At 71.2% G+C, this 20,188-nt stretch carries 13 protein-coding genes; 11 read left to right on the plus strand and 2 right to left on the minus strand.

Annotation, left to right across the window (positions count from 1 at the left end):
* Positions 1 to 308 precede the first annotated feature (308 nt).
* Both AB0M30_RS30020 and AB0M30_RS30025 read right to left on the minus strand, forming a co-directional pair.
* On the minus strand, positions 309 to 1,004 hold the full coding sequence (locus AB0M30_RS30020; RefSeq protein ID WP_364590314.1) for a winged helix-turn-helix transcriptional regulator: 696 nt from the start codon (positions 1,002 to 1,004) through the stop codon (positions 309 to 311).
* Between the two features lie 43 nt (positions 1,005 to 1,047).
* On the minus strand, positions 1,048 to 1,836 hold the full coding sequence (locus tag AB0M30_RS30025) for an AfsR/SARP family transcriptional regulator (RefSeq protein ID WP_364590317.1): 789 nt from the start codon (positions 1,834 to 1,836) through the stop codon (positions 1,048 to 1,050).
* Positions 1,837 to 2,376: 540 nt separating this feature from the next.
* Between AB0M30_RS30025 and AB0M30_RS30030 the strand changes: the two genes are divergently transcribed.
* From AB0M30_RS30030 to AB0M30_RS30080, 11 genes are all read left to right on the plus strand, one after another.
* Positions 2,377 to 3,276, plus strand: a complete 900-nt coding sequence (locus tag AB0M30_RS30030; RefSeq protein WP_364590320.1) for an AraC family transcriptional regulator — start codon at positions 2,377 to 2,379, stop codon at positions 3,274 to 3,276.
* A 33-nt stretch (positions 3,277 to 3,309) separates the two neighbouring features.
* On the plus strand, positions 3,310 to 4,305 hold the full coding sequence (locus tag AB0M30_RS30035) for a DUF1702 family protein (protein ID WP_364590323.1): 996 nt from the start codon (positions 3,310 to 3,312) through the stop codon (positions 4,303 to 4,305).
* A gap of 106 nt (positions 4,306 to 4,411) precedes the next feature.
* Positions 4,412 to 5,395, plus strand: coding sequence for a DUF1702 family protein (locus AB0M30_RS30040; protein ID WP_364590325.1), 984 nt, complete (start codon positions 4,412 to 4,414; stop codon positions 5,393 to 5,395).
* A complete protein-coding gene (locus AB0M30_RS30045) occupies positions 5,392 to 7,365 on the plus strand; it encodes a VCBS repeat-containing protein (RefSeq protein WP_364590328.1) in 1,974 nt (657 codons plus the stop codon). The genes AB0M30_RS30040 and AB0M30_RS30045 overlap by 4 nt, the downstream gene beginning before the upstream one ends.
* Positions 7,366 to 7,369: 4 nt before the next feature.
* The gene (locus AB0M30_RS30050; RefSeq protein ID WP_364590331.1) at positions 7,370 to 8,377 is read left to right on the plus strand and encodes an enediyne biosynthesis protein; all 1,008 of its coding nucleotides are present in this window, start codon (positions 7,370 to 7,372) and stop codon (positions 8,375 to 8,377) included.
* Complete coding sequence (locus tag AB0M30_RS30055; protein WP_364590334.1) at positions 8,374 to 9,747, plus strand: cytochrome P450; 1,374 nt, start codon at positions 8,374 to 8,376, stop codon at positions 9,745 to 9,747. Before AB0M30_RS30050 ends, AB0M30_RS30055 begins: the two co-directional genes overlap by 4 nt.
* Positions 9,748 to 9,780: 33 nt before the next feature.
* Positions 9,781 to 10,350 (plus strand): DUF5987 family protein, encoded by a 570-nt coding sequence (locus AB0M30_RS30060; protein WP_364590337.1) that lies wholly within the window; start codon positions 9,781 to 9,783, stop codon positions 10,348 to 10,350.
* Complete coding sequence (locus AB0M30_RS30065; RefSeq protein WP_364590340.1) at positions 10,347 to 11,999, plus strand: GMC family oxidoreductase; 1,653 nt, start codon at positions 10,347 to 10,349, stop codon at positions 11,997 to 11,999. The genes AB0M30_RS30060 and AB0M30_RS30065 overlap by 4 nt, the downstream gene beginning before the upstream one ends.
* A 162-nt stretch (positions 12,000 to 12,161) precedes the next feature.
* Positions 12,162 to 13,232, plus strand: coding sequence for a carboxymuconolactone decarboxylase family protein (locus AB0M30_RS30070; RefSeq protein WP_364590343.1), 1,071 nt, complete (start codon positions 12,162 to 12,164; stop codon positions 13,230 to 13,232).
* An 80-nt stretch (positions 13,233 to 13,312) separates the two neighbouring features.
* Positions 13,313 to 14,110 (plus strand): TIGR03084 family metal-binding protein, encoded by a 798-nt coding sequence (locus tag AB0M30_RS30075; protein WP_103343292.1) that lies wholly within the window; start codon positions 13,313 to 13,315, stop codon positions 14,108 to 14,110.
* 252 nt (positions 14,111 to 14,362) lie between these two features.
* Entirely contained in the window at positions 14,363 to 20,188 is a 5,826-nt protein-coding gene (locus tag AB0M30_RS30080) for a type I polyketide synthase (RefSeq protein WP_364590347.1), read from the plus strand.

A 20,188-nucleotide genomic window follows, 5' to 3' on the forward strand; every position in this document is an offset into this window, starting at 1 on the left:
GTTCGCGCCCCGGGGTCGGCGCGGGGTTCAGTGCGGGCTGATGCCCGCCGTGTGTTCGGGTGCCGTTTGAGCTGGAGCGGCCGGGTGAACAGCTCGAGGTTGCCGAGGTCGTCCTCGAGCGAATGCTGAGTTCGCGCCCCGGGGTCGGCGCGGGGTTCAGTGCGGGCTGATGCCCGCCGTGTGTTCGGGTGCCGTTTGAGCTGGAGCGGCCGGGTGAACAGCTCGAGGTCGCCGAGGTCGTCCTCGAGCGAATGCTGAGTCCCCGCCCCGGGGTCAGCGCGGGACTCGGCGCGGGACCCGGCGCGGACTCAGCGCAGGGCGATCCCCGCCGCGGGTTCGGGCGCCGTTTTCAGGCGGAACAGCCGGGTGAACAGCTCGAGGTCGCCGAGGTCGCCCTCGATCGAAAGCCGGCCGGAGCGCACCGCTTCCGCCGGGCTCGCCTGGCCGCTGATGACGTCCAGCAGCGCCGGGCCCTGGTCGCACCGGATGACCAGGTCGGCGTCGGCGTGGCGGCCTTCGGACACCTCGAGCGCGCCGTCGTCGACGATGACCCGCAGGACCATCTTGCCGGGGTACTGGATCTCGTAGGCGACCCGGACGCCGGCCGCGGCCTCGCCCCGGAAGGTCGTGTAGAGCGAGAGGATGGCCGCGTCCAGCGTGAAGACGTCGCCGGAGGCGGGCCGGCCGAGCGACCTCGCGCCCCACAGGCCGAGGTCCAGCAGGATGCGGTCGAGCTCGCTCCCGTACTCGGTGAGCTCGTAGACCAGACCGGCGTCGAGGTCGGAGCGGACGCGGCGGCGGACCACCCCGGACGCCTCCAGCTCGTTGAGCCGGGTGGAGAGCATGCTCGGCGGGATCCGGGGCAGGCCCGCCTTCAACTGGGTGTAGCGCTTCGCGCCGAGAACGAGGTCGCGCACGATGAGCAGGGCCCAGCGTTCGCCGACGAGCTCCAGTGCGCGGGCCAGTCCGCAGAACTGGCCGTAAGTCCGGGTGGGTGCGGTCACGAGGCCTCACTTCGGGCAGGTGGTCGGTCCGGGCGGCGAGGCGTCAGCTGTGGTCGCCTTCGGAGATGAGGTCGTGGTGCAGGATCTGCAGATCCGCGCACGGCTCGACGCCGAGCTCCTCGCTCAGCCGCTTCCGCAGCGTGCGGTAGACGAGCATCGCGTCGGACCGGCGGCCGCTGCGGCCCAGTACCCGCATGAGCTGGCCGTGCAGCGCTTCGTCGAGGGGGTTCCCCGCCGTCACCGCGCGCAGTTCCCCGATCAGCTCGCGGTGGTGCCCGCTGGCGATCTCGGCCTCGAAGAGCATGTGCATCGTCGTGCGCCGCTGCTCCAGCAGTTCGACGGTGTACGGGAGGAGCATCGGACCCGAGGGGACGTTGGCCAGCGGCGGCCCGTTCCACACGTCGAGCGCGGAGCGGAACCGCTCCACGGCCGCGGCGTACTGCTCCTCGCGGAGCAGCTCCTGGCCTTCCTGGTGCAGCTGCCCGAACCGGAAGACGTCGACCTGGGCCGGGTCGATCCGGAAGACGTACCCGGGTGCCTTGGTTTCCAGCAACGAGCCGAGGCCGTGCTCGTCGAGGCAGCGGCGCAGGTGGTAGACGTAGGTGTGCATGGTGGTCCGCATGGTGCGCGGCGGCTTGCCGGCCCACAGCTCCTGGGCGATCGCGTCGGCGTGCACCATCTTGCCGGGCCGAAGCACCAGCAAGGCCAGCAGCTGCAGGAGTTTCGGCGTGGTCGGGGCGTAGTCGACGCCGTCGCGGACCAGGGCCAGCGGGCCGAGCACGGTGAACCCGGTGTCGATCCCGGACGCTTGCTCGGGGCGGTCCGGAACCATGACTGTGCCGTCCGCTAGATTTTTCGTTGAGTACATGTCGGGCGCCTCCAGTAAGACCCGTCGCGTTTCCCAAGCTCCCCAGTGAAGCCGTACCGGCCGCGGGTCTTTCTGTTTTCGACAGTGTCAGACGTGGCGGTGCCCAGCCAGTGACCCGTCCACCAGAGTCGAGATGCGTTTCTCCGGGCGGTCCCGTGCGCCCCGCACTTCCTGAGGGGGGCGCCGCGCACGCCCGCCGACCGGGAACGCCGAGGTAAACCGCAGGTCCTGATCTTCCCCATAGCCGTGAGAACGCCGGATGTGGTCGCTATCACGCGCCGCGCGCACAGGTGCGTCGTACCGCGGTATTCGGCGGTCACGCGGCGGGTATGCGTTTCACACATTGCCGTCCGGGACCTCCGCACAGGGGCCCGGAGCGGCCCCGCCGGCCCTCCATCGGAGATCGACCGGACTGCGAGGCACGGCGTCTTACCTGGCTAAGTAGGAAATTGACGTCGTTGCGAATTCGAGGTAGTTCTGATGATCTTGCGATCGGTTGCGTCCATGAGTGCCGAGATCGCGTCGTCGGCAGGTGCGGAGCGAACTGGCCGGGAGGCGGAACCGGCCCGGGGCAAGGCCGTTCCGCCCGCCGTGCTCCGCGCGATCGAACTGATCCTCGAGCGGTACTTCGAGCCCATCACGCTGTCGGCCCTGGCGTCCGAGGTGTACGTGAGCCCGTTCCACTTCTCCCGGATCTTCGCCAAGGCGACGGGGGTGACGCCGGGCCGGTTCCTCACCGCGGTGCGGTTGTTCGAAGCGAAGCGGCTGCTCCTGACGACATCGCTCACGGTGTCGGACATCGTCTGCAGCGTCGGGTACAGCAGCGTGGGCACGTTCACCAGCCGCTTCCTGCGCTCGGTCGGGATGACCCCGACCGCGTACCGGGAGCCGGAAGTCGGCGAGCTGCTGGTGGCGCACTCCGCCCACTTCCAGCGGTTGCCGTCGCTGCGGTCCCTGCGCGAGGCCGGCAGCATGCGGCCGTCCCTGCCGGCCGGCGGCGGGCGGCTCACCGTGCGGCTGCGGATGCCGCCGGAGGCCGCGCGGGCCAACGTGCTCGTCGGTGTCTTCGCCGACGCGGTACCGCAGAGCAGCCCGGTGGCCTTCGGGGGTGTGGCGGACGCGCTGTCCACCGACCTGACCATCGACGGCGTGCCCGAAGGCACCTGGACGGTGAACGCGGTCGCCGACCACGGCGCGGTCCGCGACGCCCACTCCGGCCCGGCCTTCACCATCGCCTCGGCGCCGGTGACCGTGACCGGGTTCGAACCGGCCGAAGTCACGATGCGGCTGCACCCGCCGTCCCTGACCGACCCGCCGGTCGCCGTCACCTTGGCCTCGCACCAGTCGCCGGCGGGAGAGCGGGCCCTGCCGGTCCAGCGGTCGCACCTGCACGCGGTCGCCTGATCGTCCCGACAACCGACAACCAGAAGGATTCCGATGTCGACTTTCCTGGGTGTCCTGCGCAAACGCGTCCTGGCGCCGCCATTGGCCTCCGTCGGTTTCGCCGAACGCGGCTTCCCGGTCACGCACACCGACGCGACGGCCCGGCTGGAGGCGGTTCCGCAAGCGGTGGTGTGCGGGTTCGAATGGGCCGTCGAAGGTGCCCCGCTGTGGGAGATCGAGCGCCGTCTCGCGCTCATCGAGCCTGAGCAGCGCGGGTTCGCTTACGAGGGCGCGACGATGGGCTACACCATCCTCGACGCCATGCCGGGCGGCGGCCGCGACCGCACCCGGGCGCTGTTGGAAGGACCGGGGCGCCCGCACATCTTCCTGACCTACATCGGGATCGGCTTCGCGATGGCGCGGCTGCCCCGTCCACTGTGGAAGAACGTCCTGCCCGAGCTGACCGGGGTGGCCCACCACCCCGTGATGAGCTGGCTCGCCGTCGACGGCTACGGCTTCGACCGCGCCTACTTCGACACGGACAAGTGGATCGGTGAGCAGGCGGAGCCGGTGCCCTACCCGTGGGCGGGCCGTCCCGAATACTTCGCCCGGGCCTTCGACCAGGGCGTGGGCCGCGCGTTGTGGTTCATCCACGGCGGGAACCCGGACGCCGTCGCCGCCGCGGTCGGGCGCTTCGCCGAACACCGCCGGGCCGACCTGTGGAGCGGGGTCGGGCTCGCCGCGACGTTCGCCGGCGGGGCCGACCAGCACGGGCTGGGCCGGCTGCGCCAGGGGGCCGGGGAGTACTTCGACGAGCTGGCCCTCGGCGTCGTGTTCGCGGTGAAAGCACGGACGTACGCCGGTCACATTCCCACCCACACCCACCTCGCGGCCGGTGTGCTCACCGACTTGACCGTGCAGGGCGCGCAAAACCTCGCCGACAGCACCGAACAGGCCGACGGCGACGACGGGCCACAGCCGCCCTACGAACTGTGGCGGGAGCGCATCCGCGCGGAGTTCCGCCCGGAAGCCCACCGCCGTGCGAGCTGAACAGCGCTCGCACGCAACCGTGGAGTAGACCGCCGAACGGCGAATCTGTGACGGTAGAAGTGAAGAGCAGGACCAAACCTTATTCGACCCGAAGGGGGAGAGTGCGTTGGGCAATGGTTGGCGCGCGTTCAGACGTCGCATCCTGACACCGGACATCTCGGAGACGTCGCTGGCGAAGCGTGGTTTCCACCGGAAGAGCCCGGCCGCTCAAGAACTGCTCGAGACGGTCGGCGAAAAGTTCCTCCTCGGTTACGCGCACGCGGTCGAGGCCCGTTCGCCCGAGCAGGCCGAGGAATGGCTGGAGCGCATTCCCCCGCAGTTCCGCGGCTTCGCCTACGAAGGCGCCGGAATGGGGTACGGCGTGCTAGACGGGCTGCCCTTCGGCAAGAGCACCAACATCGCCGAGTTCCTGGCCGGCCCGGCCGCGAAGCACGACTACATCGTCTACGTCGGGGTCGGCTGGGCGATGGCCCGCATCCCGCGGTTCACCTGGCCGAAGGCGACGGACTTCGACCCGCTGCTGCGCTGGCTGGTCCTCGACGGCTACGGCTTCCACCAGGCGTACTTCAAGACCGACTCCTACGTCCGGAACCAGTACCAGGAAAAGGATTTCCCCTGGCCGGACCGGCGGTACGACGGCTACGCGCTGCGGGCCATCGACCAGGGGATCGGCCGGGCGCTGTGGTTCGTCTGCGGCACCGACGTTTCGCTGGTGACCAAGACGATCGAGGAGTTCCCCGAGTCGCGCCACGGCGACCTCTACGCCGGGGTGGGGCTGGCCTCGACCTACGCGTGCGGTGTCTCGGCCGACGAACTGACGGAACTGGTCGACCGGGCCGGGATCCACGACGGGCAGCTGGCGCAGGGAAGCGCTTTTGCCGCCGAAGCCCGCGTGCGCGCGGGCCTGCTGATCCCGGAGACCGAGGTCGCCACCCGCGCGATCTGCGGCCTCCCGGCCGAGCGGGCCGCCGCGATCACGCAGGAGGTCCGCCCGGCCGTCGTCGTCGACGGTGACGACGTCCCGGCGTTCGAGACCTGGCGGCAGCGGATCGCCGAAGAAGTGCTGACCCACGGAGGGAAGAAGAAATGACCACGACCTTCGGCTGGTTGCGCAAGCAGCTGGCGGGCATCGTGGCGCTGGTGCTGATCCTCGGCCTGTTCCTGGTCGCGCGGCTACCCAGCGTCTCCGCTGCCGAGCAAGACGCGATGGCGAGCAAGTTCCACTTCACCCCGATGTCGCTCGCGCTGCCCGCGGCCAAGAAATCGCAGTCGATCCGCACCGTCAACAAGGAGTACGAGAACATCTCGGCCTGGATCTCCTCGGTCGGCGCCGCGATCGCGCTCAACGACATCAGCGGCAGCGGCAAGCCCAACGACATCTGCCTGGTCGACCCGCGCAGCGACCAGGTCGTCATCACGCCCGCGCCGGACTCCGGCCCGCGCTACGCGCCCTTCGCGCTCGACCCCGCGCCGGCGCTGCCGACGTGGGACTACATGGCGCCGATGGGCTGCGTCCCCGGTGACTTCAACGAAGACGGCCGGACCGACCTGCTGGCCTACTACTGGGGCCGGACCCCGGTCCTGTTCATGCAGAAGGCCACCGCGACCAAGTTCGACGCGTCCGCGTTCACCCCGACCGAGCTGGTGCCCGGCGACCACCGCGGCCCGGACGGCAAGTACAGCGGTCCGCTGTGGAACACCGACTCCGCCACCATCGGCGACTTCGACGGCGACGGGCACACCGACATCTTCATCGGGAACTACTTCCCGGACAGCAAGGTCCTCGACCCGAACGCCGACGGCGGCATCACGATGAACCAGTCGATGTCGCACGCGAAGAACTCGGGCGGCAAGTACATCTACCGCTGGACCGGCGCCACCTCGGGCGCACAGCCGAGCGCGCAGTTCGCCGACGCCTCCCAGGGCATCCCGGACACCGCGCGCTCGGGCTGGACACTGGCGTCCAGCGCGACCGACATCGACGGTGACAGCCGGCCGGAGCTCTACATCGCCAACGACTTCGGGCACGACCACATGCTGTACAACAAGTCGACGCCGGGGAACGTGAGCTTCGGCGAGGTGACCGGGGTGCGGAGCATCACGGATCCGAAGTCGAAGGTGCTGGGCAACGACTCCTTCAAGGGGATGGGCGTCGACTTCGGCGACCTGAACCACGACGGCCTCTACGACCTGTTCGTCAGCAACATCACCACGTCGTGGGGCATCGAAGAGTCGAACTTCCAGTTCATGAACACCGCGAAGAACGCCGAGGACCTGCGCAAGCAGCTGCACGACGGCGTCGCGCCGTTCCACGACGACAGCGCCGCGAACGGGACGGCGTGGTCCGGCTGGGGCTGGGACGTCAAGATCGAGGACTTCAACAACAGCGGCGAGAACCAGATCGCGCAGGCGACCGGGTTCGTCAAGGGCCAGGTCAACCGCTGGCCGAACCTGCAGGAGCTGGCCACGGCCAACGACGGCCTGCTGTCCAACCCGTTCTGGTGGCCGAACGCGCGCGCCGGGGACGACATCGGTGGTGACCAGACCCTGCACTTCTTCGTGAAGAGCTCGGACGGCCGCTACACCGACCTCGCGCCGCAGCTCGGGCTCGCGGTGCCGGTGCCCACCCGCGGCATCGCCGTCGGCGACACCGACGGGGACGGCCTGCCCGAGTTCGCGGTGGCGCGGCAGTGGGAGGAGCCGATCTTCTACCACAACGACAGCCCGAAACCCGGCAAGTTCCTCCAGCTGAAGCTGACCACCGACGCCCCGGTGGCGCCCGGCCCGCTGCCCGCGGCCGGCCCGCCCGCGATCGGCGCCCAGGCCACGGTCACGACCTCGGACGGCAAGAAGTACCTCGGCCGGGTCGACGGCAGCAGCGGCGAGGGCGGCCGGCGCAGCTTCGACGTCCAGATCGGGCTCGGACAGAACGTCACCGGCCCGCTCGACGTGCACCTGCAGTGGCGGGACCGGACCGGGCAGGTCCGTACGCAGGACCTGAAGCTCCAGCCCGGCTGCCACATGTACAAGCTCGGCACCACGGCGATGGAAGAGATGTGACATCATGACCAGCCCGACTCTGACCAAAGTGGACACCGCGCCACCGAAGCGGACGAACAAGGTCGTCACCGCACTGCGCCGCTTCGCCATTTCCATCACGATCTTCAACATCCTGGGCTACACCGTGCTCGGCTTCGAGCAGCCGTGGCTGTACCCGTTCCTCGCGCTGGCGACCGCGTACACCACGGAGATCGTGCTCGAGATCATCAACGCCCGGGTGACCCACCGCGACGTGCGGTTCCGGGGCAACGGGTTCAAGGGCCTGGTGGAGTTCCTGTTCCCGGCCCACATCACCGGACTCGCGCTCAACATGCTCACCTACGTCAACGACCGCTGGCAGGTCCTGGTGTTCGGCGTGGTCGTCGCGGTCGGTGCCAAGTGGGTCCTGCAGGCCCCGGTGTACGGCCGGATGCGGCACTACATGAACCCGTCGAACTTCGGCATCACGATCATCCTGCTGGTGTTCCCGTGGGCCAGCATCGCCCCGCCGTACCACTTCAGCGAGAAGGTGGACACCTGGGTCGGCTGGCTGATCGTCGGCATCATCCTGTTCTCGGGGACGATGCTCAACGCGATGCTCACCGGCCGGATGTTCCTGGTCGCGGGCTGGCTGATCTTCTTCGTGGTCCAGGCCGTCCTGCGTGGTGTCATCTGGGGCACCGCCATCCCCGGCGCGCTGGGGATGGCCACCGGGATCGCGTTCGTGCTCTACACGAACTACATGGTCACCGACCCGGGCACATCGCCGTCCAAACCGGTTTCGCAGTTCGCGTTCGGAGCCGGGGTGGCGCTCGCGTACGGCTTCTTCACCGCCGTGCACGTGGCGTACGGGCTCTTCCTGGCGACCGCGACCGTGTGCCTGATCCGCGGCGCCTTCCTGTGGGCGCTGCACTTCTCGAACAAGGCGCGGATCAAGTTCGAGGCCGACCAGGCCGAACAGAAGGCCCAGCTCGAACTCACCGCGCCCGAGCCGGCCGTCGATGAAGAGAAGCCGGGAGCTGTTGCGGCATGACCGGCTCATCGAACGACGCCCGGGCGGCGCGCACCGCGCCGCCCGGGCCCCCGCGCCGGGCGACCTTCCGGTTGCTGAAGCAGTTGTTCACCGACCGGCTCGCGCTCATGGGCGACAACGCCGAGGACTACGGCGACGTCGTCCGCATCGCCATCGGACCGAAGGCGATGTACCTCGTCAACCACCCGGACCTGGCGAAGCACGTCCTCGCGGACAACGCCGCGAACTACCACAAGGGCATCGGCCTGCAGGAGGCCCGCCGGGCCCTCGGCGACGGCCTGCTCACCAGCGACGGCGAGACCTGGCGCCGGCAGCGCCGGACCATCCAGCCGGTGTTCCAGCCCAAGCGGATCGCGAGCCAGGCCACGGCCATCGCGTCCGAAGTGGACAGCCTGGTGAAACGGCTGGCCGCGCACGACGGGCCGGTCGAGATCCTGCACGAGATGACCGGGCTGACGCTCGGCGTGCTGGGCAAGACCCTGCTCGACGCCGAGCTCGGCGGCTTCGACACCCTGAGCCACTCGTTCGAGGCCGTGCAGGACCAGGCCATGTTCGAGGCGGTCACGCTGAGCATGATCCCGCAGTGGGTGCCGCTGAAGAAGCAGCTGGACTTCCGGACCGCGCGCGACGACCTGCGCCGGATCGCCGATCAGCTGGTCGACCAACGGCTCGCGAACCCGGTCGAGAACGGCGAAGACGTGCTGTCGCGGCTGATCGCCACCGGCTCCGGGGACGGCGCCTCGCGGGAGCGCATGCGCGACGAGCTGATCACGTTGCTGCTGGCCGGGCACGAGACGACGGCGAGCACGCTCGGCTGGGCGTTCCACCTGATCGACGAGCACCCGGAGGTTGGCGAGCGGCTGCACGCCGAGGCCGTCGAGGTGCTCGGCGACCGGCTGCCCGGGCACGAAGACCTGCGGAAGCTGACGTACACGATGTCGGTCGTCGAAGAGGTCATGCGGCTGTACCCGCCGGTGTGGCTGCTGCCGCGGGTCGCGCAGGCCGACGACGAGATCGGCGGGTACCACGTGCCCGCCGGGTCCGACGTCGTCGTCGTGCCCTACACGCTGCACCGCCACCCGGAGTTCTGGAACGACCCCGAGCGCTTCGACCCGGGCCGGTTCACCGCGGCCGAGCGGCCGCCGCGCTACGCCTACCTCCCGTTCGGCGCCGGGCCGAGGTTCTGCATCGGCAACAGCCTCGGGGTGATGGAGGCGGTGTTCGTGCTGGCGACCGTGGCCCGCGACCTGCGCTTGCGCAAGCTGCCCGGGTACCGCGTCGAGCCCGAAGCCATGCTCTCGCTGCGGGTGCGCGGCGGGCTGCCGATGACCGTGCACGAGCGGGCGGCGGAGCTGCGCCGGGCCGCGTGACGTCCACTGGAACTGCGATGAGGAGGTAGGCCCGTGCCACCCGAGGCCACCGAAGAAGAACGCGTCATGAACCTGACCCTCGAGGCCTTCGCGGACACGATCGTGCCGGGGGAGAAGCGGTTCCCGGGCGACCGCGCGATCGCCGGGGCCGCCCCCGGCCCGGGTTCGGTGGCGGCGGGCGCGCTCGAGCTGCTGAACTTCGACGCGACCGGCGTCACGGCCGGCCTGCCCTACCTCGCGCAGTCGGTCAACGACCACGCGAAGTCCTACGCGGGCGAGGCCGGGCTCGAACTGGACGACGACGTCCCGCCGTTCGTCGCGCTGCCGTACGAGCACCGCCGCGAGCTGGTGCGGCGGCTGACCGCGCCGGGGCACCCGGAGAAGGACGGCTGGGTCAGCCTCGCGCTGTTCTGCAACATGGCCTACGACAGCGCCGCACACCGGCACACCGCCGAGGCCATCCGCGACGGGCACCCGGGCCTGCTGGCCCTCGGGTACACCGAGCCCGACGCCGACGGCTTCTGGCGGTTCCCGCGGTACGGCTACGGCCGGAAGCTGGCCGAAATCCACCCGGACACGACGGAATCGGGGAGTCCCGCATGAGCACGGTCGAGAAGACCGACGTCGTCATCGTCGGCAGCGGATTCGGCGGGTCCATCCCCGCGTACCACCTCGCCGCGGGCGGGGCGAAGGTGACCGTGCTGGAACGCGGGCCGTGGCTGGCCGCGGACGACTACGAGCACGACTACCTGCTCGGTTCGTCCTACACCCGGGTGTTCGACTTCACCGTCGGCGACGGGATGAGCGTGCTCGGCGGCAACTGCGTCGGCGGCGGCAGCGTGGTGTACTTCGCCGCGATGCCGCGGGCGCCGAAGTTCGTCTTCGAGCGGCACGGCAGCGTCGGGCACCGCATGTGGCCGCAGGCCATCTCGCGCGACTCGCTCGAGCCGTGGTACGACCGCGTCGACGAGTCGATGCCGGTGTCCACACAGGACTGGAACGACGTCTCCTACGCGGGTGGTCTGTGGGCCGCCGCCTGCAACCACTCCGGGCGCACGGCGAACCCGGCTCCGGTCGCGGTGGACAACACCAAGTGCGTGAACTGCAACTTCATGATGGCCGGCTGCAAGTTCGACGCGAAGCGGTCGATGCTGACGAACTACCTGCCGGCGGCGTTGGCGCACGGCGCGCAGATCCGGCCGCTGCACGAGGTCCAGCGCCTCGAGCGGACCGAGGACGGCGGCTACCGCGTCCACTTCGACATCGTCGACGACGAGGACTACCGAGTCCACACCGGCAGCGGCGTGCTCGAGGCGAAGGTCGTCATCATCGCCGCCGGCGCCGGGGCCACCCCGGTGATCCTGCAGCGCTCGGAAGCCACGCTCGGGGAGATGCCGCACGGCGTCGGCCGGTACTTCTCCGGCAACGGCGAGCGGCTCAACACCGCGATCATCGACGAGGACCGCGTCCGCGAGGTGCTCGGGCTGTCCCGCGAGGACGGTCCGGTGTACTCGGCCAACCACATCGGCAAGGGCCCGACCGTCGCGAACTGGGACAAGCTCGACGGGTCGCTGCCGGAGTACGAGCGGTACTCGCTGGAGCAGCTGTACTTCCCGCCGGGCCTGGGCACCATTCTCGCCCAGGTGCCCGGCGGCGAGGAGCCGCGCTGGTTCGGGGCGGAGAAGAAGGAAATCCTGAAGCAGTGGGCCAACTGGCTCACGATCTTCCTGATGACCGAGGACGACAACGAAGGCGTCTTCGGCACCCCGCCGCCGACCGGGAACGCCTACCGGATCTCGCAGCAGATGCTCGGCCGCGGTTCGCTGCGCTACGACCCGACGGAGAACACCAAGCACGGCTGGGCGCTGGCGGACGCCGACTGCAAGGCGATCATCGAGAAGGACGGCCTGGCGAAGGTCGCGCCGTGGACCAACGACGTCGTGGGCGCGTACACCGTGCACCCGCTGGCTTCGTGCCGGATCGGGGACGACCCGGCGACGTCCGCGCTGCACCCGAACCACGAGCTGCGCAACCACCCGGGCATCTTCGTCACCGACAGCGCGTCGGTGCCGGGCGCGCTGACCGTGAACCCGGCGATGACCGTCGCGGCGCTCGCCGAGCGCTCGATCCCGGGCATCGTCCGGGCACTGCAGGACCGCGGCGTCGACGTCAAGTACGGCGCCCCGGCGCCCGACGGCTCGATCACCGGGCGGCGTGCGGTGTCCAAACTGGACCTGGTCGCCGGGAACTGAGGTACGAAACCGTCGACACGCGTGACGGGAAAGCCGACACGCGTGATGGAGAAGCCGACACACCGCGGCGGGGAACGCCGGCCGTGTCGACCCTTCAATCACGTGAGTCGACCTTCCCATCACGGGTGCCGGCGCTCTGATCACGCGGATCCGGGAGGACGAATGGCGCCGGGAGTGGTGCGGGTCGCGTTGCGGCGGACGCTGCGGGAGGTCAAGTACGTCGAGGCCGTGCGGCCGCGGCGGGCGCGCGGGCTCGTGAAGGACGTTTACCGGCAGGTCGAGCGGGACTTCGGGATGCTCGCCCCGCCGATCGCGCTGCACTCGGCGTCGCCGGACGCGCTCGCCGCGGCGTGGCTGATGCTGCGGGAGTCGCTGGTCGCGGGCGGGGCGGCCCGCCGGGCCGACAAGGAGGTCGTCGCGGCCGCGGTGTCGGCGGCGAACTCGTGCCCGTACTGCGTCGAGGTGCACGCGATGGCGCTCGGCTCCCTGGGCGATCCGGACGCGGCGGCCGCCATCGAAGCGGACACCGTCACGGCGATCCGGGACCGGGACACGCGCGAGCTCGCGGCGTGGGCGCGGGGTGAGGGCCCGCTGCCCGCGGACGTCTCCGCGCCCGCCGCGGCCGAGCTGGCCGCCGTGGCCGTGACGTTCCACTACCTCAACCGCATGGTGAACGTGTTCCTCGGCCCGTCGCCGCTGCCGGCCTCTGTGCCGCCGTCGGCGCGGGCGAAAGCCAAGGCGGTACTGGGTTTCCTGCTCAAGCCGGGGGAGGCGCCGCCGCCCGGCGAGTCACTCGAGCTGCTGCCCGCCGCTTCCGCCGACGGCCCGGACCCGGCGTCGCCGGGCGGTGTGCTGAGCGAGGCCTTCGCGCGCGCCTCGGCGGCGATCGGGGCGGCGGGCGAACGCTCGGTGCCGGCCGGCGTGCGGGACCTCGTCCGCCGGGAAATCAAGGCCTGGGACGGAAAACCGCCCGGGCTCAGCCGGGCCTGGACCGAACCGGTGCTCGCCGAACTCCCCGCCGCCGACCGGCCGGCGGGCCGGCTCGCCCTGCTCGCGGCCCAAGCGCCGTACCAGGTCGACGCCGCCGACGTCGCGGCGTTCGGTCCGGAGGGGACGGACGATCGCGCGCTGGTGGAGCTGGTGTCGTGGGCGAGTCTCACCGCGGCCGTGGCGGCCGGTGACCGGCTGCCGGTCCGCCCGCCAAGAGAAGACCCCGCCGTCCGGCGCGGGTGATGATCGGAAGGACAGATCGCCCGCACGCAGCCGATCTGCGGGCCCACGGGAAGACGACGTATCGGGGAGAGGACAGACAGGTGAAGGACACCACTGGCGTGATCGCGGATCTGACCGCGGAGGCCGCCGAAGTCGACGCACTCGTCGCCGGCCTGAGCGAAGAGGAGTGGGACACGCCCACCCCGGCGCCGGGCTGGCACGTCCGGCACCAGATCGGGCACCTCGCGTTCATCTTCCGGATCGCCGGCCTTTCGGCCGCGCAGCCGGACGCCTTCGTCGAGATGGCGAAGGCTTCCGCCGCGGTCGGGTTCGAGAAAGCGGTCGAAGGCGCGCTGCAGGAATACATCCACGACCCGGCGGAGGTGCTCCTGGGCCGCTGGCGGGCCGAGCGCGACACGGCGATCAAGGCCCTCGCGGCCGTGCCCGGCGACCAGCTGGTGCCGTGGCTGGTCAACCCGCTGCCGCCGTACGTGCTGGCGTGCGCCGGGATGATGGAGGTGTTCGGGCACGGCCAGGACATCGCCGACGCGCTGGGTGTCCGGCCGAAGCGGACGGACCGGATCAAGCACCTGGCCGGGTTCGCCGTGCGGGTCCGGGACTTCGGCTACGAGGCGCGGAACCTGACGCCGCCGGACGAGGAGTTCCGGTTCGAGCTCACCGCCCCTTCGGGCGCGGAGTGGACGTTCGGGCCCGCGGACGCGACCCAGCGGATCATCGGCAGCGCAGAGGACTTCTGCCTGCTCGTGACCCGGCGGCGGCACCGCTTCGACCTCGACCTGCACGCGACGGGCACGCTGGCCGACCAGTGGCTCGACATCGCCCAGGCCTACCGCGGGGCGGCGGGCGAAGGACGCCGGCCCGGCCAGTTCGACGCCTGAATCCATTGTGGACAATGCGGATCCTTGTCCGGTCGTGCTGTTGATCCGGCCACCGGCAGGAACAGAAGAAGACGGTCCGCATCGCCCGGGGATGCTGGACTGAACGGCCCGGCAGCCCGGGCTACCGGGCAGCGGCGGCGCCGCCAGACGGAGACAGGCCGGCGACGGGACTTCGGGTCCCGCGCCGGCGGACAGCGGGGACCCGAAAGTCCCCGTGATACGGGGCTCGAGAGCCAGTGGGAGTGCGGTGGCATGAGCGTAGAGCGGATTTCGATCGTCGGTATCGGCCTCCGATATCCCGACGCGAGTTCTCCGGAGGACCTCTGGGAGAACGTCCTGGCCGGGCGCCGGGCGTTCCGCAGGCTGCCGGACGAACGGATGAACCGGGCGGACTACTACTCGTCCGACCCCAAGGCGCCTGACCGCTTCTACGCGCAGAAGGCGGCCGTGCTGCGGGACTACGAGTTCGACCGGGTGGCGCACAAGGTCGCCGGCAGCACCTTCCGGTCGACCGACACGACGCACTGGCTGGCGCTCGACGTCGCGGCACAGGCCCTGGCCGACGCCGGGTTCGCCGAGGGCGAAGGCGCCCCGCGGCAGAGCACCGGTGTCGTCATCGGCAACAGCCTGACCGGGGAGTTCTCCCGTGCGAACATCATGCGGCTGCGCTGGCCGTACGTCCGCCGCACGATCGCCGCGGCGCTGGCCGAGCGCGGCTGGGAGGACGACGACACGGTGGACTTCCTGCGGCAGCTCGAGGTCCAGTACAAGGAGCCGTTCCCCGAGATCAACGAGGACAGCCTCGCCGGCGGCCTGGCGAACACCATCGCCGGCCGCGTGTGCAACCACTTCGACTTCGCCGGCGGCGGGTACACCGTCGACGGCGCCTGCTCGTCTTCGCTGCTTTCGGTGGTGACCGCGGCCAACGCGCTCGTCCAGGGCGATCTCGACCTCGCCGTCGCCGGCGGTGTCGACCTCTCGATCGACCCGTTCGAGGTGATCGGGTTCGCGAAGACCGGCGCGCTGGCCAAGACCGAAATGAAGGTCTACGACGCCGGCTCCAACGGCTTCTGGCCCGGCGAGGGCTCGGGCATGCTGGTCCTGATGCGCGAGAGCGACGCGGTCGAGCAGGGCAAGCGGATCTACGCGTCGATCGGCGGCTGGGGCGTTTCTTCCGACGGCAAGGGCGGCATCACGCGGCCCGAGGCGGCCGGGCACCGGCTGGCGCTCAAGCGCGCCTACGACCGCGCCGGCTACGGCGTCGAGACCGTCTCCTACTTCGAGGGCCACGGCACCGGCACCGCCCTGGGCGACGCCACCGAGATCGAGGCGCTGTCCACCGCCCGCCGGGACGCCGACCCGCTGGCCGCGCAGGCCGCGCTGTCGACGATCAAGGGCAACATCGGGCACACCAAGGCCGCGGCCGGGGTGGCCGGCCTCATCAAGGCGACGCTGGCGGTGTACCACCAGGTCATCCCGCCGGCCACCGGGCACTTCGAGCCGCACGAGTCGCTCACCGGATCCTCGGCCCGGATGTACGTCCCGGGTGCCGCGGCACTGTGGCCCGAAGACCAGCCGGTCCGCGCCGGGGTGTCCGCGATGGGCTTCGGCGGGATCAACTCGCACATCACGGTCACCGAGGCGCCGACCGCGTCCCGCCGCCGCGAACTCGACGAGCGGGCCCGCGCACTGGTCGCCGGCCGCCAGGACGCCGAGCTGCTGCTGTTCGACGCCGACGACGTCGCGACCCTGCGCGGGAGCATCGTCGCGACGCTGGAAATCGTGCCGAAGCTGTCGTTCGCCGAGCTGACCGACCTCGCCGGCTCGCTGGCCGGGGAGCTGTCGGGCAAGCCGGTGCGCGCCGCGGTCGTCGCGGGCAACCCGGAGCAGGCCGAGCGGAAGCTGACCAAGCTCCTCGAAGAGCTCGAGTCGGGCGACGCGGTCTTCGACGGTGCCGACGGCATCTTCGCGAGCAGCCGCACCTCCGCGCCGAAGATCGGCTACCTGTTCCCGGGCCAGGGGTCCGGACAGGGCGGGGACAGCGCGCTGCGCCGCCGGTTCACCGTGGCCGACGAGATCCACCACGTCGCCGCGCTGCCGGTCACCGGCGACCAGATCGCCACCGAGGTGGCCCAGCCCCGGATCGTCACCGGCTCGCTGGCCGGGCTGCGCGTGCTGCGCTCGTTCGGCATCGAGGCCTCGACCGCCACCGGGCACAGCCTCGGCGAGCTGACCGCGCTGCACTGGGCCGGCGCGCTCGACGAGCGGGCGCTGATCGACCTGGCGAAGATCCGCGGCAAGGTGATGGCCACGACGGCGGGCGAGGGCACCGGCGCGATGGCCGGGATCGTCGCTTCGCCCGGCCGCGTCGAAGCACTGGGCCTCGGCGACGACGTCGTCATCGCCGGGTACAACGCGCCCGGGCAGACCGTGATCTCCGGGCCCGCCGAGGCAATCGACCGCATCGTCGAGCAGGCCAAGGCCCAGGGCGTCGGCGCGACCCGGCTCAAGGTCTCGCACGCCTTCCACTCGCCGGCCGTCGAACCGGCCGCGAACGCGATGACCGAGCGGCTGGGCGAGTTCGACTTCTCCCGGCTGGAACGACCGGTCGTGTCCACCGTCAGCGGTGACGTCCTGCACGCCGCGGAGAACCTGCCCGAGCTGCTGCGCGAACAGATCGTGCTGCCGGTCCGCTTCCGCGAGGCCGCCGCGAAGGTCGCCGAGCGCAGCGACCTGGTGGTCGAGGTCGGCCCCGGCCGGGTGCTGAGCGGCCTGTTCGAGGAGACCGTGCCGGAAACGCCGGTGCTGGCGATCGACACGGACAACGCGTCGCTGGCCGGCCTGCTCGGGGTCCTCGGCGCGGCCTACGCGCTCGGCGCGCGGGTTTCCCTGGACGCCCTGTTCACGGACCGCGTCGTCCGGCCGCTGCCGGTCGACGGCGAATTCCGCTTCCTCGCCAGCCCGTGCGAAGCCGCCCCCTCGATCGACAGCGAACTCGCTGCCGAGCTGGCGGCGGAAAACGCGCAGGACGCCGAGGACGGCGCCGCGACCGAAGGCGACGGCACCTCGACGCTGGACCTGCTGCGCAAGCTCGCCGCCGAGCACGTCGAGCTGCCGCTGGAGACGGTCACCGCCGACACGCACCCGCTCGACGACCTGCACCTGTCGTCGATCACGGTCGGGCAGCTGGTCAACGACGTCACCCGGGCGCTGGGCCGGCCCGCGCTGGAGGGGATGCCGAACTTCGCGACGGTCTGCCTCGGCGAGCTCGCCGAGATGATCGACGAGCTGGCGGAGACGGAGAAGCCGAGCGATTCCTCCGGCTCGGAAGAGGCCCCGGGCGTCGGGCCGTGGGTCCGGCCGTTCGCGGTCGAGCACGTGCCGGCCCCGCGGCCGGTCGCGGACCGCACGCCGGGGGACGCCCGCGACGAATGGCAGGCCTTCTCGACGCCGGGGCACCCGCTGTCCGAGCCGCTGAAGGCCGCGCTCGCCGCGGCCGGCACCGGCGACGGCGTGCTGCTCTGCCTGCCGGCGGACTGCGACTCCGAGCACGTGGGCCTGTTCCTCGAGGCCGCCCGTGCCGTCATGGCCGCCCCCAACGGCACGCGGTTCGTGGTCGTGCACCACGGCTACGGCGCCGCCGGCCTGGCCAGGACGTTGCGGCTCGAGGACCCCTCGGCCAAGACGACGATCGTGGACCTCGCCGACCCGGCTCCCTCCGGTGGGGACGCGGTTTCCGAAGCCGTCCGCACCGTGGTGGCCGAGGTTGCCGCGACCTCGGACTTCACCGAAGCCCACTACAGCGCCGACGGAAAGCGCACGGTGCCGCGGCTGTCCGCGCTGCCCGCGCCGGAAGCCGGGCCGATTCGCGACTCGCTGGACGCCTCCGACGTCCTGCTCGTCACCGGCGGCGGCAAGGGCATCACGGCGGAGAGCGCGCTGGCGCTGGCCGAGGACTCCGGCGCCAGGCTGGCCCTGCTCGGGCGCAGCGACCCGGAGTCCGACACCGAGCTGGCGGAGAACCTCGACCGGATGGAGGCGGCGGGCATCCGCTACCGCTACGAGCGCGCCGACGTCACCGACGCGGCGCAGGTCGCGGAGGCGGTCGCCCGGATCGACACCGACCTCGGCCCGGTCACCGCGGTGCTGCACGGCGCCGGCCGCAACGAACCGGCTGCCCTCTTCAGCCTCACCGAGGACACCTTCCGCAAGACCCTCGCGCCGAAGATCGACGGCCTCAAAGCCGTACTCGCCGCGGTGGACCCCGACCGGATCAAGCTCCTGGTCACCTTCGGCAGCATCATCGGCCGGGCGGGCCTGCGCGGTGAAGCGCACTACGCCACGGCCAACGACTGGATGACCGAGCTGACCGTGCGCTTCGGCCAGGAGCACCCGCAGGCGCGGGCGATCGCGCTGGAGTGGTCGGTCTGGTCGGGCACCGGCATGGGCGAGAAGCTCGGCGTCGTGTCCGCCCTGATGCGCGACGGCATCACGCCGATCCCGACCGAGGAGGGCATCACCATCCTCCGCCAGGTGCTGGCCGACCCGGCCACACCGTCGGTGCTGGTGGTCTGCGGCCGCACGTCGGGACTGGTCACGCTGCCGATCCAGCGGCGCGAGCTGCCGCTGACTCGTTTCGTCGACCGCGCGGTCGTGCACTACCCGGGTGTCGAGCTGATCACCGAGGCCGACCTCTCCGACGGCAGCGACCCGTACCTGACCGACCACCTGCTCGACGGGAAGCTGCTGTTCCCGGCGGTGCTCGGCATGGAGGCCATGACGCAGGCCGCGGCGGCGACGCTGAACCGCACCGGCACCCCGGTGCTCTCCGACGTCGAGTTCCTCCGGCCGATCATCGTCTCCCCGGGCGGGTCGACCACGATCCGGCTGGCCACGCTGGCCCGGGACGCGGACACCGTGGACGTCGTCATCCGCAGTGACGAGACCGGCTTCAGCGCCGACCACTTCCGGGCGCGGCTGAGCTTCGCGCGGCCGGAGGAGCTCGGTGAGCGGGCCGCTCGTGACGTCGCCCTGCCGCCGGTCCCGGTGGAGCCGATCAGCGAGCTGTACGGCTCGGTCCTGTTCCAGGGCAAGCGGTTCCAGCGCGTCCTCGGCTACCGGCGGGCGAGCGCCCGGCACGCCGTCGCCGAGATCGCGACGACCGCGAACGTCAGCTGGTTCGCGCCGTTCCTGCCCCAGGAGCAGTTGCTGGCCGACCCCGGCACCCGGGACGCGATGATGCACGCGATCCAGTGCTGCGTCCCGGACGCGACGCTGTTGCCGCAGGGCATCGAGAAGCTGTACCTGGCCGAACCCGGCCGCCAGCACGACGAATTCGTCCTGCTGGACGCGAAGGAACGCTCCCAGGACGGCGACAGCTACGTCTACGACCTCGACGTGCGCAACCCGGACGGGACGCTGGTCGAGCGGTGGGAAGGGCTGCAGCTGCGCGCGGTCCGCAAGCGTGACGGCGCGGGGCCGTGGGTCCCGTCGATGCTCGGGTCCCACGTGGAGCGTGCCTGCGAGCGGCTGCTCGGCGGGACACGGTCGGTGGTCCTCGAGCCCGACCCCGCCGGCCAGCCGGCGGAGGGCGTCGCCGAACGCCGGGCGCAGACCGCGCTGGCCGCGGGCCGTGCGGTCGATCACCCGGTCGAGGTCCGCTACCGCCCCGACGGCAAGCCGGAGTGCGACGAGGGGAACGTCACCGCGTCGCACACCTCGCAGCTGACCCTCGTGGTCGCCGGCGCCGACCAGGTCGCCTGTGACATCGAGACGGCGGTCGAACGCACCGAAGAGGACTGGGCCGGGTTGCTGGGTGAGGAGCTCATCGCCCTCGGCCGGCTGCTGGCCGCGGACACCGGCGAGCCGATCAGCGTGGCCAACACGCGGGTCTGGAGTGCGGTGGAGTGCGTGCGCAAGACCGGCTCGATGACCCAGGCACTGACCGTGCGCCATGTCGACGCCGACGGCTGGGCGCTGCTCGCCTGCGGCAACGCCCTGATCGCCACCTGGTCGACCACCGTCAACGACCGGACCGACCCGATCGTGTTCGCCGTGCTCCACGCGGAGGGGAACTGA

The sequence above is a fragment of the Amycolatopsis sp. NPDC051716 genome (assembly GCF_040681595.1).
In the GTDB taxonomy this organism is placed as follows: Bacteria; Actinomycetota; Actinomycetes; order Mycobacteriales; family Pseudonocardiaceae; genus Amycolatopsis.